This is a genomic window from Maritalea myrionectae DSM 19524, assembly GCF_000423365.1.
In the GTDB taxonomy this organism is placed as follows: domain Bacteria; phylum Pseudomonadota; class Alphaproteobacteria; order Rhizobiales; family Devosiaceae; genus Maritalea; species Maritalea myrionectae.
This window is the reverse complement of the sequence record NZ_AUHV01000003.1, coordinates 376,231-401,742: the sequence shown is the minus strand read 5'-3', so window position 1 is coordinate 401,742 and position 25,512 is coordinate 376,231. Positions and strand designations below refer to the sequence as shown.

Sequence of the window (25,512 nt, the reverse complement as noted above, 5' to 3'; positions counted from 1 at the left end):
GGTGCGGAAAAATTATTGCACTTTTTTCACCATGGCCCTGATGGCGTCCATCACAATGTCGGGCTTTTTGTGGTGAATATAGTGGGTGCTGTTGACTTCAATTCGCTCTGCCTTGGCAAATTGATTGGCCCATTGTGCCTGCTCTTGTCGCCATAATGATTGGAATTGGGCTGATGCAAGAAAGTCCGGTTGGGTGGCCACCAAAAATGTGGCGGGGATGTTTGCAATTCCGGCCATGGCAGGTGGGTTCGCTTCGAATAGGCGTGCGCCGCGCACCTCGGCAGCCATATGTGAAGGCATCGTGGCCAGCATAAGCTCAGGCGGGCGGCACATGCCGGCTTTGGCCTGGTCACATGCGGTGGTAAAGTTGGGCGGTCGCCCGTCCACCATCACCAACCCAGCAACTTCTTGCGGATAGGTTGCGGCAAATTGCAGGGCGAAATTGGACCCGATGGAGTGGGCCACCAATATATAGGGTGGTTTTGCGCCGGCTTTGGCCAGCAGGTTTTTAAGATAGGGTGCCATTTCTGTGGCTGTGCGCTTGCCATCGCGATCGGGCGGGAAATCATTAGCGCTGGATTGGCCATATCCGGGCCGAGAATAGGCAAAGGTGCTGGCAAATTGCGAGGTTTGGGCATAAATCCCCTCCCAGGCGCCCATATGGTCGCCCAGTCCGGCCTCCAACACGATGGTGGGGCCGGTTGTGCCGCTCAATACATATTCGGTTTTGGTTGGCCCTGTGTCGATTGTGGTGCCACCCACAAGGCTGGTGCAGCCGGTCAAGGCGACCATGCCAAATAGGCCAAAAATTAGGGCAGAAAGTCTCGTCTTTAAAAAAGTCATGTCACGCTCCCAACGCGCCGTCCCCGCTTAATTGCAAGTGGGAAGCGTTGGGAGAATGTCAAGTTTGGTTCTGAAAAGCGCCTATGGCCATTTCACCGCGGGGGGCATGGAAGAGAGGATCGATTCCACATTTCCACCTGTTTTCAGGCCGAATGTTGTGCCCCGATCATAGAGAAGATTGAACTCGACATAACGGCCGCGGCGCACAAGTTGCTCTTCCCGCTCTTCGTCGGTCCATGGCATGTTGAAATTGCGACGCACCAATTCGGGATAGATTTTTTTGAAGGCTTTGCCCACATCCTGGGTGAAGGCGAAGTCGTCATCCCAACTGCCCGAATTGTGTCGATCATAAAAAATGCCGCCAATGCCACGTGGCTCGTTGCGGTGGGGGAGGAAGAAATACTCGTCGCACCATTTCTTATATTTGTCATAGTCGGCGCAGGCGTGAGCATCGCAAGCTTCTTTCATCGCCGCGTGAAAATCTTTTGAATCGGGATCTTCTTGATTGCGACGGTCCAGCAAAACCGGCGTCAGGTCAGCGCCGCCGCCAAACCACCATTCCTCGGTGGCCACCATGCGGGTGTTCATATGCACCGCAGGCACATGCGGGTTGTGCAGGTGTGCAATCAGGGAGATGCCGCTGGCCCAGAATTTACGGCTGTTTTCGGTGCCGGGCATGCCTTTGGCGAAATCTTCGCTAAATTCCCCATGTACGGTGGAGATGTGCACGCCGACTTTTTCAAACACGCGGCCGTGCATCATTGACATTTCACCGCCGCCGCCGGGTTGTCCCGAGGTTTGGTCAATGCGGTCCCACTTTTTGCGTTCAAAGCGTCCCGCAGGGGCGTGGCGCAAGGGGGCGGCGAGTTCGTCTTCTAACGTTTCAAATTCAAAGCAAATTTCATTGCGCAATTGTTCGAACCACGCGCTCGCCTTTTGCTTTTTGCTTTCAAGATCCGTGCTGGTCATACTAAATCCGCCCAAAGGTTTGTTTGTCTTGCCGCCTCGCTTAATACGATTGCCCCGGCAATAGCAACATTAAGCGATCGGGTATCTTGCCGCATCGGTATACGTACGTTGAGGTCACTGATATCTGCAACCTCATCTGGCACACCTGCGCTTTCGCGCCCAACCATTAGAACATCATTTTCGGTGAATTGGGCATCAGCGTGGCGTTGGGATGATTTGGTGGTCAATAACACCAAACGTTTGTGTTCAGCTGTGCGCCATTGATTAAAAGCATCAAAGCTATTGTGTTCTTTTAAGTTGACCTGATCGAGATAATCCATGCCCGCACGGCGAAAGGCCTTTTGCGAAAATAAAAAGCCTGTGGGGTGGATCAGGTGCACTTCAATATTCAGGCACGCCCCTAGGCGCATCAAGGTGCCCGCATTTTGCGGTATGTCTGGTTGGTAGAGAGCTAGGGAGATGGTCATAGTAGATTTTCAACGTTTGGCATGAATGGAATGTCGGTGTCGGAAGGTTTCTGCCCCAGCCGGGTGAGCATGGCGTGTATTTGTCCGCGATGGTGGGTTTGATGATTAAACAAATGCGGCACCAAAATTGCAGTTGGGCGAGAAATTTCTTGATTTATAGCTTTCGAAAACCAAGTGATTTCGCTGGGCAGTTTGGCCATATCAAATTCAGTTGCCCATTTGATTGCTTTTTGATCGAGGGCGCGGCGTTCGGCCTTAAACTCATTCCACGTGCCACCTTCTGAAAGGCTATCGCTCAATGTGGTCGTTCTGGGCGGTGAAAAATCGCCAAACCGAGAAAGCCAAATCTTGTCGCCCCATAGGATGTGGTTGAAGGTTTTTTCAATCGAACTGAAAAATGCGCCAAGATCGCATTGCCGATCTTCATCACTTATTTTATCAGCGGCTTCAATCAGATTGTCGTTTTGCCATTGATTATAGTGCGCCATCGCGACGATCGGATATTTGAAGCTCATTTGGCTGCCTTTGTGCTTTATATTCAAGCTATCCATAGCCCAATTGAAGGAAAAAGTGCATTTTTTACGGTATAGTGTCGCACTTTCCCCAATGAATATGCTCAAAGGCTGGACAAGCGGCGCAATGAGTGCAAAAAGAACTCGATTTCCGCTTCACTTGGGGTTCAAGTGGGGGCGATTCTGACATTTATTGTTACTCGTAACGTTGGATGTTGGAGTTTTTAGGGCGGACCAACGATCTTAGGTAGGGATCAAAGACCTTGGCTACACAAAGCGAAAAAGAACCAAACAGAAGAGACTTTCTCTATGTTGCAACGGGTGCCGTGGGCGCTGTAGGCGCGGCCGCAGTCGCATGGCCCCTCATTGACCAAATGAATCCAGATGCTTCCGTTTTGGCGTTGGCGTCGATCGAGTTTGACCTGTCCTCAGTTGAGGTTGGGCAGTCGGTTACGATCAAATGGCGGGGTTTCCCGGTATTTGTGCGTCACCGGACTGAAGCAGAGATCGAAGAAGCACGCGCCGTGCCGTTGGATGCATTGAAGGATCCGGAAACAGATGCGCAACGCGTGAAGGAAGGCCATGAAGAATGGCTTATCATGATCGCGAACTGCACGCACCTTGGGTGTGTGCCAGTTGGTGAATCTGGCGAATATGATGGCTGGTTCTGTCCATGCCACGGTTCGCACTATGATACGGCGGGCCGTATTCGTAAGGGTCCAGCACCGAAGAACCTTGTCGTACCAGAATATGAATTCTTGTCCGACACAGTCGTTCAGATCGGTTAAGGGGGGCATTTATGTCACATAAAAGCAATTACCAACCGAATAGCGGTTTTGAAAAATGGATGGATGAGCGTCTGCCCATCATCCGTTTGGGGTATGATTCATTTGTTGATTTTCCATCTCCAAAGAATCTGAACTATTTTTGGACCTTTGGGGGCATTCTGGCGATCTTTTTGGTGATCCAGATTATCACCGGTGTGGTCTTGGCGATGCACTATACGCCGCACGCGGATATGGCGTTCAACTCGGTTGAGCATATTCGTCGCGATGTGAACTGGGGCCGGTTGATTCAGGCCGCCCACGCGAACGGTGCCTCTTTCTTCTTCCTCGCGGTTTATATCCATATTTTCCGTGGACTTTACTACGGCTCATATAAAGCGCCGCGTGAAGTGCTATGGATTTTGGGCGTTGTAATCTTCTTGTTGATGATGGCAACAGCCTTTATGGGTTACGTTCTACCTTGGGGCCAAATGAGCTTCTGGGCGGCGACTGTGATCACCAACTTCTTCTCAGCCATTCCATTGGTTGGTGAAGGCTTGATGGTGTTCTTGCGCGGTGCCTTTGCGGTAGACAATGCCACATTGAACCGCTTCTTCTCACTTCACTATTTGCTGCCATTTATGATCGCTGGCGTTGTTGGCCTTCATATTTGGGCATTGCACGTGCCGGGCAACAACAACCCAACGGGCGTGGAAGTGAAAACGAAGTCGGACACAGTGCCGTTCCACCCATATTTGACCATGAAAGATCTGTTCGCGATTGTTGTGTTCATGATCCCATTTGCTTGGTTCGTTTTCTTCGCACCAGACATTCTGGGTCACCCAGACAACTACATCCCGGCTGATCCACAAGTGACACCGCCGCACATTGTGCCTGAATGGTACTTCTTACCATTCTACGCCATCTTGCGTGCGATCGATTTCAACATCGGTCCGATCGACAGTAAACTTGGCGGTGTTATCGCGATGTTTGGTTCGATTGCAATTTGGTTCGTGGTGCCTTGGTTGGACCGTTCGAAAGTGCGCTCAGGTGCCTTCCGTCCGATGTTCAAATGGTTCTACTGGATTTGGATCGTGAACTTTATCGGTCTGACTTATCTCGGTGCGCAGCCTGCTGAAGGCGTATATGTGATCTTGTCTAAGACAGCGACATTCTACTATTTCGCTTACTTCTTGATCATTCTGCCTTTCTTGCCGCGGATTGAAACCACATTGCCATTGCCTGCAAGCATTTCTGAAAGCGTGTTGGCTAAACACAAAACAGAAGCTGCAGAATAGGAGTTGAGATGATGAAAAAACTGAATTCAATCATCGGTGCAGCTCTTATCGCTGCCTCTGGTTTGATGGCTGGCGGCGCTTATGCCGCTGGCGCTGGCGACTACAAAGGTCCAGAAGCCAAATTGATCGATTGGACATTTGGCGGCGTTTTCGGCACATACGATAAAGCGCAATTGCAGCGTGGCTTCCAGGTGTTCCAGGAAGTATGTTCATCTTGCCATGGTGCGGAGCTGTTCAGCTTCCGTATGTTGGAAAAAGAGGGCGGACCAGAATATTCTGAGGAGCAGGTTAAAGCGCTTGCTGCCAGTTACACTATTCAGGACCCTGAGCATATTGATGGCGAACGGTCTGGTGTTCCTGCGGACAAATGGCCTAATCCTTTTGAGTCTGATCAGGATGCGAAAGATGCCAATGGTGGCGTAATTCCTCCAGATTTCTCAGTGTTGGCAAAAGCACGTAACGTGCCGCAAAAGTTCCCGAACTGGATTGGCAACTATTTCACTGCCTACCAAGAAGGCGGCGCTGACTATATCTACAATCTTTTGGTTGGCTATAATGAGCCGCCTGAGGGTGTAGAAGTTGGCCCAGGCACCTATTGGAACGACCACTTCCACGGTTCAGGTGGTACCTTGGCAATGGCGCAGCCAATCTATGACGAAATGGTCGACTATGAAGGCGCAGCGCCTGAAACAGTTGATCAGTACGCCAAAGACGTTGCCGCATTCATGATGTGGTTGGCCGAGCCTGACATGACCTCTCGCAAGCAACTGGGCTTCAACGTGTTGTTGTTCTTGTTCTTGTTCGCAGGCATGATGTACATGGTGAAGCGCAGGCTTTGGAGCAATGTAGATCACTAAGATCTGTTGCAGATGAATTTTTAAGAGCCCGGCCGTTTGGTCGGGCTTTTTATTGTTTGTTCAAAATTTTCGTTTCGTGGTGGTATTGCGCCAAGACGCCTGTTAAAAAAGCCTTCGGTCACTGTGAAAATCATTCCGAAAAAGGCGCAAGCAATATGGACCTGAAAACGCTAATCCGCACCATTCCTGATTATCCCAAAGCTGGGGTGCAGTTCCGAGACATCACCTCGTTGATTGAGCATCCGGAGGGTTTTCGCGAGAGCATTAAACGACTCGCTGCGCCTTATCGGGATAAGGGCATCACGCATGTTGCAGGCATTGAGGCGCGTGGGTTCATCTTCGGCGCCGGTTTGGCTATTGAGCTGGGCGTGGGCTTTGTACCAATCCGCAAAGCGGGCAAACTCCCAGGCGAGACCATGGGGCAGAACTACGCTTTGGAATATGGCGTAGACACCATTGAGATGCATGCAGGCGCCGTCAAAGACGGCGACAAGGTTTTGCTGGTCGACGATCTGGTGGCCACTGGCGGTACCGCCATTGCGGCCATCTCGCTGATCCGTCGTTCAGGTGCAACGCTGGAAGATGCAGCCTTTGTCATCGATTTGCCCGACCTTGGTGGCGCCAAGAAAGTTCAGGCGCAGAACATCAATACGCACTTTCTGATTGAGTTTGAAGGCGATTGATTTTGGATCAAATTCTGTCGCATCTCCCGCAATTGTTGTTGGCGCTGGGTGTGTTTGTTTTGGCAAGCGGCAGCCCAGGCCCTGCCACCTTGTCGGTGTGTCAAACATCGGCATCTCTGGGGCGAAAAGCGGGCTTTGCACGGGCTAGTGGCATTGTTGTCGGCTCGCTTTTTTGGGGCGTGCTTGCCGCGGCAGGTTTGGTCGCGGCTTTGCAGCAAGTGGCGCATTTATTGTTTGTCCTTAAGCTTGTGGGTGGGCTTTATCTTCTCTATTTGGCCTACAAATCCTTCCGTAGCTTTAAAGCGCCGATAGAGAGGGAATTGGCGGCACCGAAGGACGCAGCGCTTTCAAGCCTGTTTATCGGCGGTATTGCGCTGCACTTAACCAATCCAAAGGCCGTATTTGCGTGGGGTGCGGTGATCACCATGGGCATGTGGCCCGGTGCGCCCTGGTGGACCAGCTTTTTCATCTTTGCGATAGCGGGCATGTGTTCAATGACGTTGAACTACACTTATGCCTATTTGTTTTCCACGTCGCAGGCGGTGCAGCTTTATCGTCGCGCAAAGCGGGGCATTGACGGGTTTATGGCTGTGGTGTTCGGCGCAGCTGGCGTCAAGCTGATCATTTCTCCTTAAAGAGGTTGCCCTGCGCAAAGGTTTCGCGCAGGGCTTTCTGCTATTTCTTCAAAAGATCATTCAGGCTTTTGGGCAGCTTTTTCGGCGCGGGTTTCGGCACGCGCTCACGCCGTTGTTTTGCCCCAAAAGGCGATTGATTGTTTGAGAAATGTTGAGATTGTTTAGGTGCCTTGCCCCCCTTGGGGTTGGCGTGTGTAAAGGGCGCTTTCATGCGATATTCCTTTCATCAGGCGCTGCGGCATTCGGCCTGCGCGCACAGGTAAAAATTCGAGTTGCTGATGAATTGTCGGCATAAAAATCATTTCGCTCTCCATGAGAATTAGCGATAGGGAATTGGTGCGCTGCAAAGAGCGCGACCATCATTGAAAATTTGGAAAAATAAGACGCGTGGACACGACGAGTTTCGTCCGTTGATCGTCAAGATTTTCGTCATGCCCATATGTTCGCATCGCGCTTTTTGGAAAAGCACTCAGGCGCAAGAACATTGGTCGCGTCGGAAAATCTTAGCTGATCATTTTAGGCGTCACCTCATGGTTGGATGAGGCAAAAATGCATAATCTTTGCCCATCCGTCAAGGCTACGTCATTTGCGGCGGATCATTTTACCGAGGATCGGCATCGCTGCGAGTGCCATGCCGAGGCGCAACCCAAGGCCGGGTTTGAAGTCGCGCAGTTTCGAAAAACTGGCGATTTCAGAGCGATAAACCAACTCTTCTTCCTGGTTGAATGCCTCGATGATGTTGAGCAAAACGCCCCAACCGGGCAGCGAGTTGGATTTGCGCTTTGTCTCCACCGTGATCTTAAACCGTATTTCGTCGCCGGGACGCACGGGCGCTTTAAACTGCATCTTGTTGACGCCCGGAGAGGGGCCAGAAACACCGGGCTCTTCGCCATTGGCGCGCATCATATCGTCGTGTTCGTAAAGATAGTCGACCATGATTTTGTGGCCCATGGACACGGTGTGCCAGCCTGAGGCCACCAGACCGCCGAAGGGGCCATCCTTTGCCGCTTCTGGGTCGACATGAAAATATTGCGGATCATATTTCTTGGCGAAAGTGATGATCTCGTCCTGCGTGAATTTATGCGTGCCCAAATCCCAGCTGGTGCCGGGTTCAATATCCTCAAACCAAAGGGTCATTCGCCTTCTCCCTCAACCGGTTGATTTGGATCGCGCACAGCCACGAGGTTGGCCAGGCTCATGGTCATGATTTGCTGGTTCTTTTGGTTGCGCATATCAAAATCGAGGATCATCACTGCTTTTTCCGGATGGCCTTGTGAGCGCCGCAGCGACGAAATTGTGGCTGTGCCCGTCAGCGTGTCGCCTTTCATCAAAGGCTTCTTCCATTTCAGATTTTCAAATCCAAGGCCGCCCATGGAGGCAATTTTGCTGAGGAACTCATCCACAAGCATGCGCAAGGTCAGTCCGGCGGTTTGCCAACCGGAGGAGGCGAGGCCACCCAGCAGTGATTTCTTGGCCACTTCTTCATCCAAATGGAAGGGCAGTGGGTCAAATTCCTTGGCAAATTCGATGATTTCTTTTTTGCTGATGGTGTGTGTGCCAAGTTGGATCACAGTGCCTTCTTCAAGGTCTTCGAAATGCAGCCGGTTTTTCGTGGTCATCGCAATCACATTCTGAGCGGTTTGTTCAGTTGACGCGATGGTACATCAATTTACGATTACGGCAACCCGAAATTCTCGCATCAGGCGTGTAAATGTGCGGCAGTTGGCGGGCATCAGTAACAAATGCATTGCCTGCCTTTTCATAGAGTGGCACAGTTTCGGTCCAAATAGCGGATGAGAACATTATGATTGCCATTACACTTGTCGCCCTTATTGCGTTGCTGCACATCTACATCATGATATTGGAGATGTTTTTGTGGGATAAACCTGCCGGGCTACGCGCTTTTGGTCTTGAGCTAGACTTTGCGCAAAAGACCCGCACGCTCGCGGCCAATCAGGGGCTTTATAATGGCTTTCTCGCGGCGGGCCTTCTTGTGGGATTGGCGCTCGGTGCCGCAGGCAAAAGCTTTGTGTTGTTTTTCCTGATCTGCATTGCAGTCGCTGGAATTTACGGGGCCGCCACGGCTAATCGCAAAATTTTGTTTATCCAGACAGTGCCTGCCGTCTTGGCCCTAACGGCCATATTTATCGGCATATAGGGGCGAATAGCGTCTCAGGTATATTTGGGTGCACCCGTGCCAGCGTCGAGTGAGCGTGGTCGACCAACGCGGAATCGTGTAAGGAATTGCCATGAAGTTTCTTGCACTCTCTGGCAGTGGCCGGAGCATATCCACAAATACAGCTTTGTTGCGATCTGTCGCTGATATCGCTTCACCGGTTCATCAGGTAAAATTGTTTGCGGAAGTGGCAGACTTGCCGGTGTTTTCGCCGGATCTTGAGGCGGCACAGCTGCCCGAAAGTGTGCAGGCCTTTGCAGATCTTATTCGTGAGAGTGACGGGTTGATCATTTCCAGCCCAGAATATGTGCGGGGGATCCCTGGCGGCTTGAAAAACGCCATCGATTGGTTGGTGTCGCGTGAGGAGATTATAAGCAAGCCCATTGCGCTTATGCATGCATCACATCGCGGCGATGATATGCTAGCCCAGCTTCGGCTGGTGCTCTCTACCGTCAGCCATAGATTTGCGCCGGACTTGTTTTTGCGGTTCGAGTTTATGGCGCTTTCGCCAGACGACATTGCGCAAAGAATGGCACGGCCTGAGAACCAAGATGCCGTGCGCGCGTTTTTGGAAGAATTTACTGATTATTGCAAGCAATAGGGGCGCTTAGCGCCCCCATGTGTTTCGGCTTTAGGTGTTGAACTTAAACAGCATGATGTCGCCGTCTTTCACCACATATTCCTTGCCTTCGTCACGGGCTTTGCCCGCTTCTTTGGCCGCCGCCTCGCCGCCGAGCGCCACAAAGTCATCATAAGCGATGGTCTGGGCGCGAATGAAGCCGCGTTCAAAGTCGGTGTGGATCACACCAGCCGCCTGCGGTGCCTTGGTGCCTTCTGTGATGGTCCAGGCGCGGGCTTCTTTCGGGCCAACGGTGAAGTATGTTTGCAGGTTCAACAGCTTATAGCCTTCGCGAATGATGCGGTTCAGGCCGGGCTCTTCCAGCCCCAGGCTTTCCAAAAACTCTGCCTGTTCTTCATCGTCCAATTGGCTCAGTTGAGATTCGATCTCGGCTGAAATAATGACCATGCGGGCATTTTGTGCCTTAGCATATTCCTCGACCTTTTTGGTCAACTCATTGCCTTCAGCGGCGGAATCTTCATCCACATTGCAGATGTAGAGCGCGGGCTTTGAGGTGAGCAGGTTCAGCTCTTTGAATGCTTTTTTCTCATCTTCGCTGATTTCAACGTGGCGAGCAGGTTTGCCATCGCGCAAAACGTCGAGCGCACGGTTGATCAGATCAATCGTTGCCTTTGCGTCCTTATCCTGGCCGCGCAGCTTTTTCTCAAGGTTTGGAATGCGCTTTTCAAGGCTTTCCATGTCTGCGAGCATCAATTCGGTTTCCACCACTTCCGCGTCGGTCAGCGGGTCGATCTTGCCAGAAACGTGCACGATATCGTCGTTCTCAAAGCAACGCAGCACATAGGCAATCGCGTCTACTTCGCGGATATTGGCCAAAAACTGGTTGCCCAGGCCTTCGCCCTGTGCGGCGCCTTTCACCAAGCCCGCAATGTCCACAAAGCTCAAGCGTGTGGGGATGATCTCGGCGGATTTGCCGATCGCCGCAATCTTGTCCAACCGCTCGTCTGGCACGCTCACTTCGCCCACATTGGGTTCAATGGTGCAGAACGGGAAGTTGGCCGCTTGCGCCGCTGCAGTGCGGGTGAGGGCGTTGAAAAGTGTGGATTTACCTACGTTGGGCAGGCCCACAATGCCGCATTTGAAACCCATCTTAATTCTCTCCTTTGCCGAACAGCTTTTTCAGCATATCGGCCATGGGGCCCTTTTCGGGCACATTTGGTTTTTTGGCTTGGCGCGCTTGGCGAATATGGCTTTGCCCTTTTGGCTTGGCCGCTTCTGCCTTTGGCTCTTTTGCCGGTTCGGCGCTTTGGCTGGCTTGTGCCGCCAGCGCCAATTTGTTCATCAAGTTCGGCCCGTCGCCTTTGGCAAGGCAGTCCGCATTGCGCCCAAATTCATTCAGCAGATCATCCAACCATTCTTGATGGTCGGCTTTGGCAAAATCGCCCAGCACATAGGCGTGCACGCGATCTTTATGGCCCGGATGGCCGATGCCGATGCGGACGCGGTTAAACTCTTTGCCCAAATGGCTTTCGATTGACCGAATGCCGTTGTGGCCGCCATTGCCGCCGCCTTTTTTCACCCGCACTTTACCCGGGGCCAAATCCAGCTCGTCATAGAGCACAAAAATGTCGTCAGGGCTGAGTTTATAAAAGCTCATGGCGGCGATCACGCTGTCGCCGGATTTGTTCATAAAGGTTTGCGGCAGCAATAGCCCAACCTTTTGACCCTCGATCACGCTTTCGGTGAACAGGCCATTGAACTTCTTCTTGAAGGGCGGAAAATTGTGGTGATTGGCGATCTCTTCCACGGCCATGAAACCGACATTGTGGCGGTTCTTGGCATATTTACTTCCGGGATTTCCGAGACCGACAATTAAGCGCATAAAACTACCAATAAAGAGGTGAGGCGACAGGAGGCCGCCTCACATCAAAGGTCTTATTCGTCGTCGCTTTTGACTTCAGTGGCTGGCACTTCGTCTGGTGCAACAACTTCTTCTTCGTCTTCATTTTCCTCAGATTTGAGGGCAGAAGGCGCAGCAATAGTTGCGATGGTGAAGTCACGATCAGTGATGACCGGTGTAACACCTTTTGGCAATTCAACAGTTGAGATGTGCAGGCTGTCGCCAACTTCAGCAGACGCGAGGTCGATTTCCAGGAATTCTGGAATGCTGTCAGCAGGGCAGCTCAATTCAACTGTGTGACGCACCACGTTCAACACGCCGCCACGCTTCAAGCCAGGGCTTGTTTCTTCATTGATGAAGTGCACAGGCACTTCAACGTTGAGAACAGATGTTTTAGAAACGCGCAAAAAGTCGATATGCACCAAAAAGTCGCGTACTGGCTCAAGCTGATAATCACGCGGAATAACGCGGTGGTTTTCACCATCCACGTCGACTGTGATCACTTGAGACAGGAAACCGCCCATTTGGATGCGTTTCATTGCATCTTTGTAGGTCACTGTAATTGATAGCGGGGATTTGTTGTCACCGTAAATAACGGCAGGAACTTGGCCTTCACGACGCAGTGCACGAGAGGCCCCCTTGCCAACCCGGTCCCGCGCTTTGGCTTTAAGCTCAGCGCTCATGGATATTCTCCAGAATGTTTGATGCATCAGAACCCCATGTCCTGAATGCACGCCGACGTCCTCCAGGGGTGCACGCGGCGTTTCAAGGCCCGGTGTATACTGGGTTTATCGTGTTTGGGCAATGGGGTAGGGCGAAGAATCTTCGTGCAAAAGGCCAAAAAAGAAGGGGCGCAGTGTTTGCGCCCCTTAAATCGTCAATTCAGGTGCAATTTCCTAGTCGAAAAGCGAGGAAACAGATTGCTCTGAAGCGGTCCGCGCAATCGCTTCGCCCATCAATTCCGCGATGGAAAAACGGCGAATATTTGCTGTTGCGGCTTCTACATCAGTTTCCAAGATTGAATCTGAAATGACCAATTCTTTCAGCTTGGAGCCGCCCACACGTTCGCAAGCTGTGCCGGAAAGCACGCCGTGGGTGATATAGGCGGAAACTTCTTTTGCGCCTTTTTCCAAGAGGGCTTCAGCCGCATTGCACAGGGTGCCGCCACTGTCGACAATATCGTCGATCATAATGCAAGAATGGCCTTCCACATCGCCGATCACGTTCATCACTTCTGAAACGCCAGCCTTGGGGCGACGTTTATCAACAATCGCCAACGGGGCGCCAATGCGGCGGGCCACGTTCCGGGCGCGCACAACGCCGCCCACATCAGGCGACACAACCATAACTTTGCTGGTGTCGTAATGTTGCTTGATGTCGCGCACCATCACGGGTGCTGATGTCAGGTTGTCGGTTGGAAGATCGAAGAAGCCTTGGATTTGGTTTGCGTGCAGATCCAAAGTTAGAACGCGGTTTGCGCCTGCTTCGGTGATCAGGTTGGAGACCAGTTTCGCCGAAATCGGTGTCCGTGGTGCAGATTTGCGATCTTGCCGTGCATAACCGAAATAGGGAATGACGGCGGTGATGCGACGGGCTGAAGACCGACGCAGTGCGTCGATAACGATCAGCAGTTCCATCAAATTGTCGTTTGCGGGGTAGGATGTTGATTGCAACACAAAAACGTCTTCCCCCCTTACGTTTTCGTTCACTTCAACAAAGATTTCTTTGTCAGCGAATTTGGTTACAACACAATCTGTTAAAGGCGTCTCCAAATATTCGGAGACTGCCTTGGCCAGCGGAATGTTGGAGTTCCCTGTTACCAGCTTCATTTGCCCATGCCCTTTGAGATAATTCTGATCCACGCCTAAAGTTTGCTTATACCCCACAGGCGTTGGGTTCAACACAGTCAAAAGTTGAATCGTGCGTTTTGCTTAATTTTTGTCACAAAATTGCAATGGCAGACAGTTGTCGGCCGGTTTTTGTGTCCAAATGTGTGGCTTTGCGGTGGGAGAAATAGGTCTCATTGTTCGCATATGTGCAAATGTCGAGATGTGCCGCGGTATGCAAGTGTGCCGATTCGAGTTGGTGCACGATGGTGCCCGGCAGGTCAAAGTGGGGTTTGGTCGCACCAGGGGGATAGGGGAAATGTCCCTCAAGTTCGGGCCAATCCTTGAGCACGTTTGCCTTGAACTCGTCGCCCACCTCATAGTTTTCCGGGTGGATACAAGGGCCAAGCACCGCGTGAATTTTGTGGCGATTGGCGCCCAGCTCTTCCATGGCGTCGAGCGTGCGGTGCACAATGCCGCCCACGGCACCTTTCCACCCAGCGTGGCACGCGCCGATCACCTTATTGTCCGGGTCGCAAAACAAAACCGGGCCGCAGTCCGCCGTTTGGATGCCGATGGCTGTGCCGGGCACATTGGAGACGATGCCATCCGCCTCGGGGCGGTTGTCCCAGTCGGCTTTGCCGTCAAATTGCACAACATTGATGGAGTGCACTTGTTTCAATAGCCCAAAGTTACCCGGCTGAATGCCCAGCTGGTCAGCAATTATGGTGAGATTGGCGGTGACGTTTTCTTGGCTGTCGCCTTGTTTAATCGACACATTCAGGCTGTCAAATGGCGCAGGGGAAACCCCGCCGGCCCGGCCAAAGAAGCCGTGGGTGATGCCGTCAAAACTCAAATGGTCTGCTTTTTGCGCGATATCCGTCATCAGCTTGCCTCAAAGGGATAGGGTACCATATTTTTTGATCCAATGGCCTGCACCTTGAAAAGCTGGCCCATTTGTTTGTCACCAATAAGACGCTCAAGGTCGTTTTCAACCTTTTGTCTGGCGTCAGGAATATGATCCATGATCGCCTGCGCCCGCATTTCAATCCCCATGGCTTTGAGGAAGTCTTTTTGGCTGATCAGCGGGCAAATATTGAGCTTGTCTCGGTCCAGCGTTTCGCTCAGCGCTTCAAAATCCACATGGCTTGTGAGGTCGGCGGCGCCCGGATGGGCCAGCGGGTCGACCATTTTATGCTTTTCCAGCGCTTGCAAGGTGTCGCCGGTTTGGGTTTCGGCATAGCCGTAGTCGATGGCCAAAATCGCTCCGGTCTTTTCCGCCACCAGTGCGCCCAACTCTTCCATGTTTTTTTGCGCCGGATAGGCCATTTCCCAAATGGCGTTTTCCTCTGGTTTTGCAATTTTTGCGGGGAAAGCGTCGGTCGGCATGGGGGTTGGGGATAGGCCCCAAACACGGTCGTCATCTTTCAATCCAATCACGCGCTCAAACCAGTTGCCGTTGGTGTATTGGAATTGTTTGATGGGCAGCGCGTCGAAGAACTCATTGGCCACAACAATCAAGGGGCCCTCAATGTCCGCCAGCTGGTGGATCTCTTCCACCCAATTGAGTGGTGTGCCTTTTATGGCGTCAACCTGCGCCTGTTTCAACACCGGGTTGGTTTCCAGCAATTGAATGCTCAGGGCGTCCATCATATCGGGGACGCCTTGGAAAATGCGCACCATATCGGCCATGAGTGTGCCGCGCCCCGGGCCCAGTTCGGCGAGGGTGAATTTTTTCGGCTTGTCCATTTGCTGCCAGATTTGAGCCACCCACACGCCCAGCATTTCGCCAAACATCTGGCTGATCTCGGGCGCGGTGATGAAGTCGCCTTGACGTCCCAATGGGTCTGCCTTGCGATAATAGCCCAGTGTGGGATGGGTGAGGCACAAATTCATATAGGTCGACAAGGACATGGGGCCCTGCGCCTTGATTTGCACATTGATCAAGTCTGAGAGGCTGAGGTGATCATTCATATGGCGCGGCCTCCTTTTTTGGTGCGAGCCGCATTGATTACGAGCGCAACGCCGATCAGCCCAACCGGAATGGAAAGGACCATGCCCATGGTCAGGCCATAAGGCAACAGGCCGATATGCGCGTCCGGTTCGCGTACAAATTCCACCAGAATGCGCGATAGGGCGTAGATGATGGCGAAGAGACCCGCCACCAAGCCCGGCTTGCGCAGGGCCATAGCATTATGTGTAGCGATGCGCAGGATGATGAAGCACAGCAGACCTTCTAAAAGTCCTTCATAAAGCTGGCTGGGGTGGCGCGGGTCCGGGCCGCCTTCTGGAAAGACCACGCCCCATGGCATGGTGGTGACGCGACCATATAGCTCGCCATTGATAAAGTTTGCGATGCGGCCGAGCAAAAGGCCGATGGGGGCAATGGCCGCCATCAAATCGAGGGCAGATAGCGGGCTTTGTTTTAAATATCGGGCGAAAAAGACAGCGGCGAGGGCAACGCCAAATAGGCCGCCATGGAACGACATGCCGCCTTCCCACACCGCGAGAATCGACAAAGGATTGTTGAGATAATAATCGCCGCCGACCAGAAGCGAATAAAACAGCACATAGGCCAAGCGACCACCCAGAATAACGCCGATGATGGCCCAAAACACAAAGTCTGTGAGCTGTGTCGCGGTCATGGGCGGGGTGGATTGATGCCAAAGAGGCTTTTGTTTGATCAAGAGGCGGCCATAGAAAAAGGCGAATCCAATGCCTGCCAGATAGGCCAGTGCGTACCAGCGGATGGCCAGAGGGCCGATGGAGAGGGCGATGGGATCAATATTGGGGAAGGGCACGTTGGTTCACGTTCCTTTGTTGTTTCGTTTGTGGCTCACGCCCATTTTAAAAACACTGGCGACAGCTTGCCGCTCCATTGGGGGCTGGTCAAGCAGCGATTGCGTGCTTACATAAGCTCTATATAGAAATCGAGTACCCTTTTTGAAAGGCAGGTACAAATATGCGTGAAGGCAATAAGTTTTTCGACGATTTGAGCAAGCTGATGAATGATGCTGCGGGTGTTGCAGACGGCGTGCGCCGCGAGATCGAAGTTGCGGTCAAGTCACAAATGGAGCGCGTTGTGAACGATCTTGATTTGGTCAAACGCGAAGAGTTTGAGGCGGTTAAAGCCCAATTGGCGGCGCAAAATGAAGAGATTGAGCAGCTGCGCAAAGACATTGACGCGCTTAAAAAGTAACGGTTTTGTGTCAATTTGAACCGGGTTTCCGGTGGATAAGTCACTCATCTTAACGCCTCATTAACCATCTCGGGCCGATCATCAACAAAGAATGATGTGGGATTCTCCAATTGGCGGGTTTCGCATTTGATGGTCGGTGCTACGCTTTGTTGTAACGCGGTAGATTCGCAAAAGCGACGCACCTTTCTTGGCGCGTGGGTCCAGAAGCAGACCCGAATATCTTGAGTATCTTTGCGTATCTAATTCGGGCAAAACCGTTTTTTGCCCCCTGCAACACGAGCTTTTTTGCGAGGCGCATTATGTCGCTATTAGAGATGGAACACGACCGGGTGGTGCACCCGGTGGATATTATTGAGCACATTGCCGGCATCAATGATTGGGTGTTTGAACGGCAAGATGCCGATGAAATTTCAATCTCTGTCAAAGGGAGTTGGAGCGACTATCACGTTTCCTTTTCCTGGATGGAAAATTTGGAATCGCTGCACATTGCCTGTGCATTTGATCTCAAGGTGCCAGAAGCCCGCCGCGCCGAAGTCAAACAATTGATCACGCAAATCAACGAGCAATTGTGGATTGGTCATTTTGACATTTGGAGCAAAGAAAATATGGTGCTGTTCCGTAACGCGCATTTGTTGAGCGGCGGTGCAGAAGTCTCTCCTTCGCAATGCGAGGCCTTGTTGAACTCAGCCATTGAAAGCTGCGATCAATATTATCAGGCCTTTCAATTTGTGGTGTGGGCAGGCAAACCCGCTTCAGAAGCGCTGTCGCATGTTATTTTTGAAACAGTAGGTGAAGCTTAAATGTTGGGTGATGTCGGTCCGGTTGTTCTTGTTGGCGCAGGTAAAATGGGGATGGCGATGGCCGACGGTTGGCTTGATGCTGGCCTATCCCCTGATCGTTTGATTTTGGTGGATCCTAATCCATCCTCGTCTGTGCGCCACAAAGCCTCAACTGTTGGATTGACGATCTATCAATCTGTGCCGGACAAAGATGCACAGGTCATTGTGTTGGCTGTTAAGCCGCAGGTGGCTGACGATGTTTTGGCGTCCATCAAGCCAGCGATTGGCGATGATAGTGTGCTGATTTCGGTGATGGCGGGTATTTCCATCGCCAAGATGGAAAAGCTGTCAGGGTGCGCGAAAGTTATCCGCGCCATGCCGAACACGCCTGCGCAAATTGGCAAAGGCATCACAGGTGTCTTTTCCAACCGGGCTGTTGATCCACAAGATCGAATGATTGCTGACAATTTGCTTGAAGCATCAGGCGATGTGGTGTGGTTGAACGAAGAAGATGACATCAACAAAGTCACCGGTGTTGCCGGTTCGGGCCCTGCCTATGTGTTTTACATGGTTGAAGCCCTGGCTGAGGCAGCTGAAACCAATGGTATGCCACCGGAAATGGCGATGCGATTTGCGCGGCAAACCATTGTTGGTGCCGCAGGGCTGTTGGAATATGACAATCAGACAAGTGCCGAACAATTGCGTGAGAATGTAACGTCTCCGAATGGCACGACTTATGCGGGATTACAGGTGCTTATGTCCGAAGATGGGCTGGTGCCCTTGATGGAAAAGACAGTGCGTGCAGCCATCGAGCGGGCACGGGAGTTGGGCGAAGATGAGTGATGCAATTGCGCCGGAAATCGGCTTTGACGATTTCATGAAAGTGGATATCCGTACGGGCACGATCGTGGAAGTTCGCCCCTTTCCGGAAGCGCGTAAGCCTGCGCATATTATGTTGATTGATTTTGGCGATGATATCGGCATCAAAAAGTCATCGGCGCAAATCACCGTGCATTATCAGGCCGATGAGTTGGTGGGGCGGCAGGTGATGGCCGTTGTCAATTTTCCGCCGCGCCAAATTGGCCCGCTTAAATCAGAAGTACTCACCTTGGGCTTCGCCGATGAAAACGGCGATATCGTGCTTGCCGCGACAGACAAAATGGTGCCCAACGGGCAGCGGTTGATGTAGCTTTTTTGAAGGTACGTGGCCGTTTTTTGACCGTTTTTTAAAGCGTTTTTGAATAAAATTATAATTTTTCAGTATAAATTGGGGAATCCCCCGCTAATCCGCGCTCTGCAGTAACCTTCGATCAATCATTTCGTCACTACTCTAGCGTGCGCGCTGTTTTTATGCAGTCAATTCGCGGAGTTGAAGGAATTTGTCTTGAATTCTGTTGGGGTTATTCAAAGCGGTAAAATCTTTTTCGCTTCATTTCTGTTGTTTTTGGTTTTGGCGACTGGCGGTGTTTGCCTCGCGCGTCTTTCGCATGACGTGGCTGTGTTTTGGCCTGCCAATGCGGCCATGGTGGCGCTGTGCTTAATCTATGGTTTGTGGCATCTGCCTGCCGTTTTGTTGGGCGCATTTCTTGGCAATATTGCAACGCAATTGCTGTTCGGTGACCCGCTGATATTGATTTTAGGCTTGCCATTTGCCAACGGCTTGGAAATCCTTTTGGTGACGATTGGGTTGCGCGCGTTGAAGCTAGACGAAACGCCGATCGAAACGCCCAAAAGTTTTATGTATTTTCTCGGGGTGCTGACATTCCTCGTGTTACCCGGCGCGGTGATTGGGGCCTCCACAATTCATACCGGATTTGGCCTGCCCTTTGCCAACAGCCTGATTTATTGGTGGGGCGGTGACACATTGAGTTCCATCATTGTTTTGTTGCCCCTTCTTTCTACCGGCTGGCCACGCTGGAGCGGTTTTGCATTTGACCGCAAAACGCTTTTGCCTGTCCTGAAATCGCTGACAATTTTGTTGCTGTGCTCGGTCTTCAGCATGTTGACGCTGCATGTGCTTAACTTGCCTTTGGCGCTGGCCTTTATGGCGCCAAGTTGCTGGCTCGCTTTGCAAGGCAAGCCTTTTAAGGTCGCTGCTGTTGGTTCTGTGCTGGTGATTGGTGTGTCGCTTCTGGTCATTTTCGGGCTGTGGCCGCAAAACAATTCCGGGTTACGGCTGCGCGATCAGGTATTTGAAGCGCAATTGCTCACCTTGCTGGCCATATTGCCATCCTACGCCATTGCGGTGGCCATATCTGGTTTGGCCCGTTCGCAAGAGCAGATCGAGAAGAGCAATATGCGGCTGTCTGTAACCTTGGCCAATATGAACCAAGGTGTGTCGTGCTTTGATCGCAACTTTAAGCTGACCGTGTGGAATGACAAATATGCCCATATGTTCGGCATGACGAAGGCGGATGTTTATGCCGGGGTGTCGTTTTTCGACCTGTTGGCCGTCCAGGCCAAGAATGGTGATTTTGCCGGTGCGCCCCGTCAGCTGTTGGAGAATATTATGCGTGATGTGCGCCAAAGTCAGGAGCACGTTGCTGAAACATATTTGGGCAATGGCCGGATCATCAAATCTGTCCATTCGCCGACGCCCTTGGGCGGGTGGATTGGGACCCATGAAGATATTACAGAAAAGCGCATGATGGAGAAAAAGCTGGCCTATGAATCCATGCATGATGCGCTGACAACGCTGCCCAACCGTCGCTATTTTGATAAGGAAATTGCGCGCAAGGCAAAAGCAGCGCACGAGATCGGATGTCCGTTAACGTTGTTTTTTGTCGATTTGGATCATTTTAAGCAGATCAATGACAGCGTGGGGCATAATGCGGGCGATGCATTGCTGCGGCATACGGGGGAGACGATCCGAAAAGTGATTGATCCAGCGGACTTTGTCGCCCGCCTTGGCGGCGATGAATTTGCTATTGTTTCAAAGCGTTTTCAATCCTTGGAGCAGGCAGGGCAATTGGCGAACACATTGAACGAGGCGTTGCGTGCCCCATGGGTTTATAAAGGGCAGAAAGTGTCATGCGAAGTGAGCATTGGCATCACATTGGGGCGGGGCGCTAAACTCGACATTGAGCGGTTGCGTGCGGAGGCGGACATCGCACTTTATGGTGCCAAGAGAGCCGGACGCGGACAACACAAGGCATATGTGCACGGGCAGCGGGTCGCTTAGGTTGGCCCCTATATGTTAATTTTGAATAATATTCAGATTTTTAAGTTTGCTGTGATCTTCCGGATCAATCATTTCAACAAAAAACCGCGCCACCGTTTCTTTGGTTTCGGGGGGCAATTTGTCCAAAGCCTCACGCATACGTTGCGACTGGTTGGCCGAAAGGGCAGTGAAAAATTCTGCGCCCTTGGCGGTGGGGAAAAGCAACCGTTTACGGCGATCTTTTTGCCCCATCTTTTGTTCGATATAGCCATTGTCGATCAGTTGCCGCAGCACGCGGGCGAGGCTTTGTTTGGTAATTTTTAGCAGGTCGAGCAAGTCCGCGACGGTCATGCCGGGACGCAAATTGACGAAATAAAGCACCCGGTGGTGGGCACGGCCAAAGCCTTGTCTCGACAATAACGCGTCAGCTTCGTGCACAAAATCACGATATGCGAAGAATAAAAGGCCCATTAAATCAAGGGGCATAGCATCCATAATATCCTTTGAAGGATGATCAGAATCGGAATTTATGTCAGCCTTGTTGACATTTATTTTATTGGCTGTCATGCTTCACCCTGTTCACAGTTTGATTTACACTTATCCCAAAGCTTGGGCCATTTGCCAAGATCGGCAGCTTGTCAAATGCAAAATATGCCGATTTATGGCTCAGCATAAGTGATTTCAAACATAATTTCGGGCCAAAAGCCGATTTGAGGGAGAAGAAAATGGCCGGTGTACCTTTAGACCAACGTGATGGTTGGATCTGGTTTGATGGAGAGATGCGCGAGTGGAAAGAGTGCAAGGTGCATGTGTTGACCCATGCTTTGCATTACGCGTCGAGCGTGTTTGAAGGGCAGCGGGCATATAATGGCGAAGTGTTCAAGTTGCACGAGCATTCTGAGCGCTTGCGCAAATCCGCCAATATTCTGGATTTCGAAATTCCATATTCAGCTGACGAAATTGACGCCGCTTGCCGCGAGGTGTTGGAGAAGAACAATCTCACCAACGCCTATATGCGCCCCCTAGCGTGGCGCGGGTCGCATGAGTTGGGCCTTGGCGCCCACAACAACCCTGTTCATTTGGCGATTGCCGCATGGGAATGGCCGAGCCTGTTTTCCATGGAAGAAAAGCTCAAAGGTGTGCGCCTGGCTTGGTCTGATTGGCAGCGTCCGGCGCCAGATTCTGCGCCATTCGCGTCTAAGGCTTCAGGTCTTTATATGATCTGCACCCTTTCAAAGCACGCCGCCGAAGCCAAAGGCTATTCAGACGCATTGATGCGCGACTATCGCGGTTATGTGGCGGAGGCGACTGGCGCGAATGTGTTCTTCATCAAAAATGGTGAAATCCATACGCCAAAGCCTGATTGCTTCTTGGATGGCATTACCCGTCGCACCGTTATTGGGTTGGCGAAAGAGCAGGGCATCAACGTCATTGAGCGGGTAATTATGCCTGACGAAATTGGCGATTTTGAAGAATGCTTCCTGACCGGTTCTGCGGCTGAAGTCACGCCTGTTGCTGAAATCGAAGGCACCATCTTTGAGAAGCGCGACATTTGTCAAAAAATGATCGAGGCTTATGCAGATGCGGTGCAGCCGAAAAAGGCAGCTGCTGAATAAGTCAGCCTTTATCGAATTGAAAAACGCCGCTTCATTTGAGGCGGCGTTTTATTTTGTCCATTTGTTCTTGGCAGCTTCGTCCTTGTCTCGCGCCTCAACCCAGTGGGCGCCGTCCGCCCCCACTTCCTTTTTCCAGAACGGGGCATCGGTTTTGAGCCAATCCATCACATAATTGGCCCCGTCGAATGCGGCTTGTCGATGAGAACTCGCGGCCATCACTTGCACAATCGGTTCGCCGACTTTCATTTCACCAAAGCGATGCACCACTTGGATTGCCAGCAGGTCAAACTTGTCCACGGCCTCTTGGGCAAATCGCTCGATCTGCTTTTGCGCCATTGTAGGGTGATGCTCAAGGATCAGGGCTTTGATCGGCTGCTCCGGTTTGGACCGCACCAGCCCGGTAAAGGTCGCCACGGCGCCGGCTTCGGGCATATCTCGGGTGAATTGATTGACCAAATCGCCCGCATCAAAAATTTCAGCCTGAATGGTGACGCTGATGCCCATCATCCCCCCGTCATCGGTGGGAAAATTGAAAGCTCTTTGGCGCTGCCGAGGGGAGTGTCGAGTTCCACCAACTCATCGTCGAGTGCCGCCCGGAATACAGTTTCCGGTGGCAGGACAAAGGCAAAATCTTCGTCGATGGCGCGTAAATGGTTCAACACATCTTGTACCGTCTTCACATTGTCCGGCAGCTCCAGCTGTTGCTCATCGCGGTTGAGCCGTTCGCGAATCCACGCGAAGTAGCGAATAATCATTTGCCGCTCGCTCCTGCTGTCAGCTTTGGCCATGCCCCGGCGAAATATTCATAGCCGGTATAAACCGTCAGAAGCGTGGCCACCCAAAGCAGGCCGTTTGCCGCTGAGGCAACGCTGGGCACCAGGGGCACCAGCATGAAGATGCCAAGTGCCACGAGTTGCAGGGTGGTTTTGTATTTTGCCAGCTTGGAGACGTGCACTGTGATTTGTGCATTGCCCAAATATTCGCGCAGACCAGCCACGGCGATTTCGCGGAACATGATGGCGATGGCCAGCCATGTCTCGATTTGGTTGAATTCACCCGTATAGGCAAACGCGATCAGCAAGGTGCCGACGAGCAGTTTGTCGGCGATAGGGTCCAACATGCGTCCCAGGTCCGACACAATGTTCATTTTGCGGGCGAGATAGCCATCGAAATAGTCGGTAATACACGCCACCACATAGAGCGCAAAAGCCACCTGGCGGGCCACATTATTGTCAATAAACACCAACCAGATGATGGCGGGGATCGCCACGATTCGGAAGATGGTCAAAAGATTGGGCAAATTCATGAGAAAGCCTTTGTGCCAGAGATTTTGGCCGAGTTTATGATCTATTGAAATGGTCGTAAATGGTCTGCGCCATTTGTTTTGATATGCCGGGTACCGACTGTAAATCGGAGAGCGCCGCGCGGCCGACCGATTTGGCCGATCCGAAATGGTTGAGCAAATTGCGCTTGCGGCTGGGGCCAATGCCTTCAATCTCATCCAGTGGGTTTTTCACAATGGCTTTAGAGCGTTTGGCGCGGTGGGTGCCAATGGCAAAGCGGTGCGCCTCGTCGCGCAGGCGTTGGACATAATAAAGCACCGGATCGCGGGCGGGCAGCATAAACGGTTCACGGCCTTCAATGAAAAAGGTTTCGCGCCCGGCATTGCGCTCTTCGCCTTTGGCGATGCCGATCAAGGTGACTTTTTGCGGCAAGTCGAATTGCTCAAGCACTTTGCGTACCGCATTCAACTGTCCCTTGCCGCCATCGATCAGCAGCACGTCCGGCCAGTCCGGCATGTAAGCGGGGTCTTTGGTCAGTTCTTCGTCTGGCTTTTCATATTCGGTCACCAAACGTTTGAAGCGGCGGGTCAGCACTTCGTTCATCATGCCAAAGTCGTCGCCGGGCGTCAGTTCCTCTGACTTGATGTTGAAGGTGCGGTAATGCTTTTTGGAAAGCCCCTCCCGGCCCGCCACCACCATGGCGCCCACCGCGTGGGTGCCTTGAATGTGTGAGTTATCATATGTCTCGATGCGTTTGGGCGGTTCATCCAAATTGAATGTTTTTGCCATGCCTTCAAGCAGACTGGTTTGCGAGGCACTCTCCGCCAATTGCCGTCCAAGTGCCTGCCGCGCATTGTCGAGGGCATGTTCCACGAGTTGGCGCTTTTCGCCGCGCTGCGGGGTCTGCAGATCGATTTTGCGATCAGCACGGATCGAGAGGGCTTCTTGCAACAGCTTTGGATTGTCCACCGGGTGAGACAGCAAAACCACCTTTGGCGGTGTGCGGCTTTCATAAAACTGCGCTACGAATGCTTCCAGCACTTCAGATTCTTCTAAACTCTTGTCGGCGCGTGGATAATAGGCGCGGTTGCCCCAGTTTTGGTGGGCGCGGAAGAAAAAGACCTGAATGCAGAAGCGGCCCGCTTCTTGGTGAATGGCAAAAATATCGCCTTCGGAAAGCGATTGCGCACTCATATCGCCTTGGGATTGGATCAGCGCGAGCGCAGATATCCGATCGCGCAGCAGGGCGGCGCGTTCAAAGTCCAAATTCTCGGATGCTTGTTGCATTTCTTTCGACAATTGAGCCTGCACGCTTTTGGATTTGCCGGACAAAAAGTCGACCGCGTCTTGCACCAGTTTTTGATAATCTTCGATTGAGATTTCGCCGGTGCAGGGTGCGGCGCAGCGTTTGATCTGGTGTTGCAGGCAGGGGCGGGTGCGCCCTTGATAATAGCTGTCGGAACAATTGCGTAACAGAAACGCTTTTTGCAGCGCAGCAATGGTGCGGTTCACTGCGGTGACGGACGCAAAGGGGCCGAAATAATGTCCTTTTTTGCGGCGCACGCCACGATGTTTCGTTAGTTCGGCGGCTTCATGCTCTGTCGCCAGCAAAATATAGGGGAAGCTCTTATCGTCGCGCAGCAACACGTTGTAGCGGGGCCGCAGCCGCTTGATCATGTTGGCTTCAAGCAGCAGCGCTTCACTCTCGGTATTTGTGGTGACAAATTCCATCGAGCGGGTGGCGGCGATCATGCGGCCGATGCGCACCGAATTGCCCTCATAACGGGTGTAGTTTGTCACCCGCGCTTTGAGGTTGCGGGCCTTGCCCACATAGATCACATTTTGCTGGTCATCCAGCATGCGATAAACCCCGGGCCCGGTGGGCAGGGTTTTCACAAACTGTTTAATGATCTCTGGGCCGGGGGATGGGGTCGCTTCACTCATTGCGACTCAAATATAGCGCAA

At 52.1% G+C, this 25,512-nt stretch carries 31 protein-coding genes; 13 read left to right on the top strand and 18 right to left on the bottom strand.

The window, feature by feature from the left end; all coding sequences use genetic code 11:
- Nucleotides 1-12 precede the first annotated feature (12 nt).
- The 4 genes from G549_RS21275 to G549_RS0108010 all read right to left on the bottom strand — a co-directional run bounded on the left by G549_RS21275 (nucleotide 13) and on the right by G549_RS0108010 (nucleotide 2,794).
- Nucleotides 13-843, bottom strand: coding sequence for an alpha/beta fold hydrolase (locus tag G549_RS21275; RefSeq protein ID WP_051213546.1), 831 nt, complete (start codon nucleotides 841-843; stop codon nucleotides 13-15).
- Between the two features lie 81 nt (nucleotides 844-924).
- Complete coding sequence (hemF, locus tag G549_RS0108020) at nucleotides 925-1,812, bottom strand: oxygen-dependent coproporphyrinogen oxidase (RefSeq protein ID WP_027834593.1); 888 nt, start codon at nucleotides 1,810-1,812, stop codon at nucleotides 925-927.
- Nucleotides 1,809-2,279, bottom strand: a complete 471-nt coding sequence (locus G549_RS0108015) for a tRNA (cytidine(34)-2'-O)-methyltransferase (RefSeq protein ID WP_027834592.1) — start codon at nucleotides 2,277-2,279, stop codon at nucleotides 1,809-1,811. Before G549_RS0108015 ends, hemF begins: the two co-directional genes overlap by 4 nt.
- Nucleotides 2,276-2,794, bottom strand: a complete 519-nt coding sequence (locus G549_RS0108010; protein WP_027834591.1) for a DinB family protein — start codon at nucleotides 2,792-2,794, stop codon at nucleotides 2,276-2,278. Before G549_RS0108010 ends, G549_RS0108015 begins: the two co-directional genes overlap by 4 nt.
- 260 nt (nucleotides 2,795-3,054) lie before the next feature.
- On the opposite strand from G549_RS0108010, the gene petA reads away from it, so the two are divergent.
- The 5 genes from petA to G549_RS0107985 all read left to right on the top strand — a co-directional run bounded on the left by petA (nucleotide 3,055) and on the right by G549_RS0107985 (nucleotide 7,028).
- Complete coding sequence (gene petA / locus G549_RS0108005; RefSeq protein WP_027834590.1) at nucleotides 3,055-3,579, top strand: ubiquinol-cytochrome c reductase iron-sulfur subunit; 525 nt, start codon at nucleotides 3,055-3,057, stop codon at nucleotides 3,577-3,579.
- An 11-nt stretch (nucleotides 3,580-3,590) separates the two neighbouring features.
- The gene (locus G549_RS0108000; protein WP_027834589.1) at nucleotides 3,591-4,853 is read left to right on the top strand and encodes a cytochrome b; all 1,263 of its coding nucleotides are present in this window, start codon (nucleotides 3,591-3,593) and stop codon (nucleotides 4,851-4,853) included.
- Nucleotides 4,854-4,861: 8 nt separating this feature from the next.
- Nucleotides 4,862-5,710, top strand: coding sequence for a cytochrome c1 (locus G549_RS0107995; protein ID WP_027834588.1), 849 nt, complete (start codon nucleotides 4,862-4,864; stop codon nucleotides 5,708-5,710).
- Nucleotides 5,711-5,865: 155 nt separating this feature from the next.
- Nucleotides 5,866-6,393 carry an adenine phosphoribosyltransferase gene (locus G549_RS0107990; protein ID WP_027834587.1) on the top strand — a complete coding sequence of 176 codons (528 nt, stop codon included), beginning with the start codon at nucleotides 5,866-5,868 and terminating at the stop codon, nucleotides 6,391-6,393.
- A gap of 2 nt (nucleotides 6,394-6,395) precedes the next feature.
- The gene (locus G549_RS0107985; protein ID WP_027834586.1) at nucleotides 6,396-7,028 is read left to right on the top strand and encodes a LysE family translocator; all 633 of its coding nucleotides are present in this window, start codon (nucleotides 6,396-6,398) and stop codon (nucleotides 7,026-7,028) included.
- A gap of 582 nt (nucleotides 7,029-7,610) precedes the next feature.
- Here the strand turns inward: G549_RS0107985 and G549_RS19525 are convergent.
- Entirely contained in the window at nucleotides 7,611-8,165 is a 555-nt protein-coding gene (locus tag G549_RS19525) for a MaoC family dehydratase (protein ID WP_051213544.1), read from the bottom strand.
- Nucleotides 8,162-8,647, bottom strand: coding sequence for a MaoC family dehydratase (locus tag G549_RS0107965; protein ID WP_027834585.1), 486 nt, complete (start codon nucleotides 8,645-8,647; stop codon nucleotides 8,162-8,164). Before G549_RS0107965 ends, G549_RS19525 begins: the two co-directional genes overlap by 4 nt.
- A 185-nt stretch (nucleotides 8,648-8,832) precedes the next feature.
- Between G549_RS0107965 and G549_RS0107960 the strand changes: the two genes are divergently transcribed.
- Nucleotides 8,833-9,186 (top strand): DUF1304 domain-containing protein, encoded by a 354-nt coding sequence (locus G549_RS0107960; RefSeq protein ID WP_169449628.1) that lies wholly within the window; start codon nucleotides 8,833-8,835, stop codon nucleotides 9,184-9,186.
- 91 nt (nucleotides 9,187-9,277) lie between these two features.
- Nucleotides 9,278-9,805 (top strand): NADPH-dependent FMN reductase, encoded by a 528-nt coding sequence (locus G549_RS0107955; protein ID WP_027834583.1) that lies wholly within the window; start codon nucleotides 9,278-9,280, stop codon nucleotides 9,803-9,805.
- Between the two features lie 30 nt (nucleotides 9,806-9,835).
- Here G549_RS0107955 and ychF read toward each other — a convergent pair whose 3' ends face one another.
- From ychF to lgt, 7 genes are all read right to left on the bottom strand, one after another.
- Complete coding sequence (gene ychF / locus G549_RS0107950; protein ID WP_027834582.1) at nucleotides 9,836-10,933, bottom strand: redox-regulated ATPase YchF; 1,098 nt, start codon at nucleotides 10,931-10,933, stop codon at nucleotides 9,836-9,838.
- Between the two features lies 1 nt (nucleotide 10,934).
- On the bottom strand, nucleotides 10,935-11,666 hold the full coding sequence (gene pth, locus G549_RS0107945) for an aminoacyl-tRNA hydrolase (protein ID WP_027834581.1): 732 nt from the start codon (nucleotides 11,664-11,666) through the stop codon (nucleotides 10,935-10,937).
- Between the two features lie 53 nt (nucleotides 11,667-11,719).
- On the bottom strand, nucleotides 11,720-12,367 hold the full coding sequence (locus tag G549_RS0107940) for a 50S ribosomal protein L25/general stress protein Ctc (RefSeq protein WP_036221726.1): 648 nt from the start codon (nucleotides 12,365-12,367) through the stop codon (nucleotides 11,720-11,722).
- 213 nt (nucleotides 12,368-12,580) lie between these two features.
- Nucleotides 12,581-13,513, bottom strand: a complete 933-nt coding sequence (locus G549_RS0107935; protein ID WP_027834579.1) for a ribose-phosphate pyrophosphokinase — start codon at nucleotides 13,511-13,513, stop codon at nucleotides 12,581-12,583.
- A 112-nt stretch (nucleotides 13,514-13,625) separates the two neighbouring features.
- A complete protein-coding gene (pgeF, locus tag G549_RS0107930; RefSeq protein WP_036221723.1) occupies nucleotides 13,626-14,396 on the bottom strand; it encodes a peptidoglycan editing factor PgeF in 771 nt (256 codons plus the stop codon).
- Nucleotides 14,396-15,484, bottom strand: coding sequence for a class I SAM-dependent methyltransferase (locus G549_RS19520; RefSeq protein ID WP_036221720.1), 1,089 nt, complete (start codon nucleotides 15,482-15,484; stop codon nucleotides 14,396-14,398). The genes pgeF and G549_RS19520 overlap by 1 nt, the downstream gene beginning before the upstream one ends.
- The gene (gene lgt / locus G549_RS0107920; RefSeq protein WP_027834577.1) at nucleotides 15,481-16,311 is read right to left on the bottom strand and encodes a prolipoprotein diacylglyceryl transferase; all 831 of its coding nucleotides are present in this window, start codon (nucleotides 16,309-16,311) and stop codon (nucleotides 15,481-15,483) included. The genes G549_RS19520 and lgt overlap by 4 nt, the downstream gene beginning before the upstream one ends.
- Nucleotides 16,312-16,472: 161 nt before the next feature.
- Between lgt and G549_RS0107915 the strand changes: the two genes are divergently transcribed.
- The 5 genes from G549_RS0107915 (at nucleotide 16,473) to G549_RS0107895 (ending at nucleotide 20,669) form a co-directional block, all read left to right on the top strand.
- The gene (locus G549_RS0107915) at nucleotides 16,473-16,709 is read left to right on the top strand and encodes an accessory factor UbiK family protein (RefSeq protein WP_027834576.1); all 237 of its coding nucleotides are present in this window, start codon (nucleotides 16,473-16,475) and stop codon (nucleotides 16,707-16,709) included.
- 299 nt (nucleotides 16,710-17,008) lie between these two features.
- Nucleotides 17,009-17,509 (top strand): type III secretion system chaperone family protein, encoded by a 501-nt coding sequence (locus G549_RS0107910; protein WP_027834575.1) that lies wholly within the window; start codon nucleotides 17,009-17,011, stop codon nucleotides 17,507-17,509.
- On the top strand, nucleotides 17,510-18,331 hold the full coding sequence (gene proC / locus G549_RS0107905) for a pyrroline-5-carboxylate reductase (protein ID WP_027834574.1): 822 nt from the start codon (nucleotides 17,510-17,512) through the stop codon (nucleotides 18,329-18,331). It abuts the gene before it with no gap.
- Nucleotides 18,324-18,677, top strand: coding sequence for a tRNA-binding protein (locus G549_RS0107900; RefSeq protein ID WP_027834573.1), 354 nt, complete (start codon nucleotides 18,324-18,326; stop codon nucleotides 18,675-18,677). Before proC ends, G549_RS0107900 begins: the two co-directional genes overlap by 8 nt.
- A 195-nt stretch (nucleotides 18,678-18,872) precedes the next feature.
- Nucleotides 18,873-20,669, top strand: a complete 1,797-nt coding sequence (locus G549_RS0107895; RefSeq protein WP_156905513.1) for a sensor domain-containing diguanylate cyclase — start codon at nucleotides 18,873-18,875, stop codon at nucleotides 20,667-20,669.
- A gap of 15 nt (nucleotides 20,670-20,684) precedes the next feature.
- On the opposite strand, the gene G549_RS19515 is transcribed toward G549_RS0107895, so the two are convergent.
- Complete coding sequence (locus G549_RS19515; RefSeq protein ID WP_245985812.1) at nucleotides 20,685-21,134, bottom strand: MarR family winged helix-turn-helix transcriptional regulator; 450 nt, start codon at nucleotides 21,132-21,134, stop codon at nucleotides 20,685-20,687.
- Nucleotides 21,135-21,373: 239 nt separating this feature from the next.
- Between G549_RS19515 and G549_RS0107880 the strand changes: the two genes are divergently transcribed.
- Nucleotides 21,374-22,264 carry a branched-chain amino acid aminotransferase gene (locus G549_RS0107880; RefSeq protein ID WP_027834571.1) on the top strand — a complete coding sequence of 297 codons (891 nt, stop codon included), beginning with the start codon at nucleotides 21,374-21,376 and terminating at the stop codon, nucleotides 22,262-22,264.
- A gap of 48 nt (nucleotides 22,265-22,312) precedes the next feature.
- On the opposite strand, the gene G549_RS0107875 is transcribed toward G549_RS0107880, so the two are convergent.
- Genes G549_RS0107875 through uvrC form a run of 4 tightly spaced genes read right to left on the bottom strand, consistent with a single transcriptional unit; the run spans nucleotide 22,313 to nucleotide 25,491 of the window.
- A complete protein-coding gene (locus tag G549_RS0107875; RefSeq protein WP_246778357.1) occupies nucleotides 22,313-22,771 on the bottom strand; it encodes a molybdenum cofactor biosynthesis protein MoaE in 459 nt (152 codons plus the stop codon).
- On the bottom strand, nucleotides 22,768-23,019 hold the full coding sequence (locus tag G549_RS0107870) for a MoaD/ThiS family protein (protein WP_027834569.1): 252 nt from the start codon (nucleotides 23,017-23,019) through the stop codon (nucleotides 22,768-22,770). The genes G549_RS0107875 and G549_RS0107870 overlap by 4 nt, the downstream gene beginning before the upstream one ends.
- The gene (gene pgsA / locus G549_RS19510; protein ID WP_051213543.1) at nucleotides 23,016-23,570 is read right to left on the bottom strand and encodes a CDP-diacylglycerol--glycerol-3-phosphate 3-phosphatidyltransferase; all 555 of its coding nucleotides are present in this window, start codon (nucleotides 23,568-23,570) and stop codon (nucleotides 23,016-23,018) included. The genes G549_RS0107870 and pgsA overlap by 4 nt, the downstream gene beginning before the upstream one ends.
- Before the next feature lie 34 nt (nucleotides 23,571-23,604).
- Entirely contained in the window at nucleotides 23,605-25,491 is a 1,887-nt protein-coding gene (gene uvrC, locus G549_RS19505; protein ID WP_051213542.1) for an excinuclease ABC subunit UvrC, read from the bottom strand.
- Nucleotides 25,492-25,512 lie beyond the last annotated feature (21 nt).

Excerpts from the sequence above, each read along its gene's own strand:
- G549_RS21275 (WP_051213546.1), bottom strand. The coding sequence starts at position 843 with ATGACTTTTTTAAAGACGAGACTTTCTGCCCTAATTTTTGGCCTATTT.
- hemF (WP_027834593.1), bottom strand. The coding sequence starts at position 1,812 with ATGACCAGCACGGATCTTGAAAGCAAAAAGCAAAAGGCGAGCGCGTGG.
- G549_RS0108015 (WP_027834592.1), bottom strand. The coding sequence starts at position 2,279 with ATGACCATCTCCCTAGCTCTCTACCAACCAGACATACCGCAAAATGCG.
- G549_RS0108010 (WP_027834591.1), bottom strand. The coding sequence starts at position 2,794 with ATGAGCTTCAAATATCCGATCGTCGCGATGGCGCACTATAATCAATGG.
- G549_RS0108000 (WP_027834589.1), top strand. The coding sequence starts at position 3,591 with ATGTCACATAAAAGCAATTACCAACCGAATAGCGGTTTTGAAAAATGG.
- G549_RS0107995 (WP_027834588.1), top strand. The coding sequence starts at position 4,862 with ATGATGAAAAAACTGAATTCAATCATCGGTGCAGCTCTTATCGCTGCC.
- G549_RS0107990 (WP_027834587.1), top strand. The coding sequence starts at position 5,866 with ATGGACCTGAAAACGCTAATCCGCACCATTCCTGATTATCCCAAAGCT.
- G549_RS19525 (WP_051213544.1), bottom strand. The coding sequence starts at position 8,165 with ATGACCCTTTGGTTTGAGGATATTGAACCCGGCACCAGCTGGGATTTG.
- G549_RS0107965 (WP_027834585.1), bottom strand. The coding sequence starts at position 8,647 with ATGACCACGAAAAACCGGCTGCATTTCGAAGACCTTGAAGAAGGCACT.
- G549_RS0107960 (WP_169449628.1), top strand. The coding sequence starts at position 8,833 with ATGATTGCCATTACACTTGTCGCCCTTATTGCGTTGCTGCACATCTAC.
- G549_RS0107955 (WP_027834583.1), top strand. The coding sequence starts at position 9,278 with ATGAAGTTTCTTGCACTCTCTGGCAGTGGCCGGAGCATATCCACAAAT.
- ychF (WP_027834582.1), bottom strand. The coding sequence starts at position 10,933 with ATGGGTTTCAAATGCGGCATTGTGGGCCTGCCCAACGTAGGTAAATCC.
- pth (WP_027834581.1), bottom strand. The coding sequence starts at position 11,666 with ATGCGCTTAATTGTCGGTCTCGGAAATCCCGGAAGTAAATATGCCAAG.
- G549_RS0107940 (WP_036221726.1), bottom strand. The coding sequence starts at position 12,367 with ATGAGCGCTGAGCTTAAAGCCAAAGCGCGGGACCGGGTTGGCAAGGGG.
- G549_RS0107935 (WP_027834579.1), bottom strand. The coding sequence starts at position 13,513 with ATGAAGCTGGTAACAGGGAACTCCAACATTCCGCTGGCCAAGGCAGTC.
- pgeF (WP_036221723.1), bottom strand. The coding sequence starts at position 14,396 with ATGACGGATATCGCGCAAAAAGCAGACCATTTGAGTTTTGACGGCATC.
- G549_RS19520 (WP_036221720.1), bottom strand. The coding sequence starts at position 15,484 with ATGAATGATCACCTCAGCCTCTCAGACTTGATCAATGTGCAAATCAAG.
- G549_RS0107915 (WP_027834576.1), top strand. The coding sequence starts at position 16,473 with ATGCGTGAAGGCAATAAGTTTTTCGACGATTTGAGCAAGCTGATGAAT.
- G549_RS0107910 (WP_027834575.1), top strand. The coding sequence starts at position 17,009 with ATGTCGCTATTAGAGATGGAACACGACCGGGTGGTGCACCCGGTGGAT.
- proC (WP_027834574.1), top strand. The coding sequence starts at position 17,510 with ATGTTGGGTGATGTCGGTCCGGTTGTTCTTGTTGGCGCAGGTAAAATG.
- G549_RS0107900 (WP_027834573.1), top strand. The coding sequence starts at position 18,324 with ATGAGTGATGCAATTGCGCCGGAAATCGGCTTTGACGATTTCATGAAA.
- G549_RS19515 (WP_245985812.1), bottom strand. The coding sequence starts at position 21,134 with ATGCCCCTTGATTTAATGGGCCTTTTATTCTTCGCATATCGTGATTTT.
- G549_RS0107880 (WP_027834571.1), top strand. The coding sequence starts at position 21,374 with ATGGCCGGTGTACCTTTAGACCAACGTGATGGTTGGATCTGGTTTGAT.
- G549_RS0107875 (WP_246778357.1), bottom strand. The coding sequence starts at position 22,771 with ATGATGGGCATCAGCGTCACCATTCAGGCTGAAATTTTTGATGCGGGC.
- G549_RS0107870 (WP_027834569.1), bottom strand. The coding sequence starts at position 23,019 with ATGATTATTCGCTACTTCGCGTGGATTCGCGAACGGCTCAACCGCGAT.
- pgsA (WP_051213543.1), bottom strand. The coding sequence starts at position 23,570 with ATGAATTTGCCCAATCTTTTGACCATCTTCCGAATCGTGGCGATCCCC.
- uvrC (WP_051213542.1), bottom strand. The coding sequence starts at position 25,491 with ATGAGTGAAGCGACCCCATCCCCCGGCCCAGAGATCATTAAACAGTTT.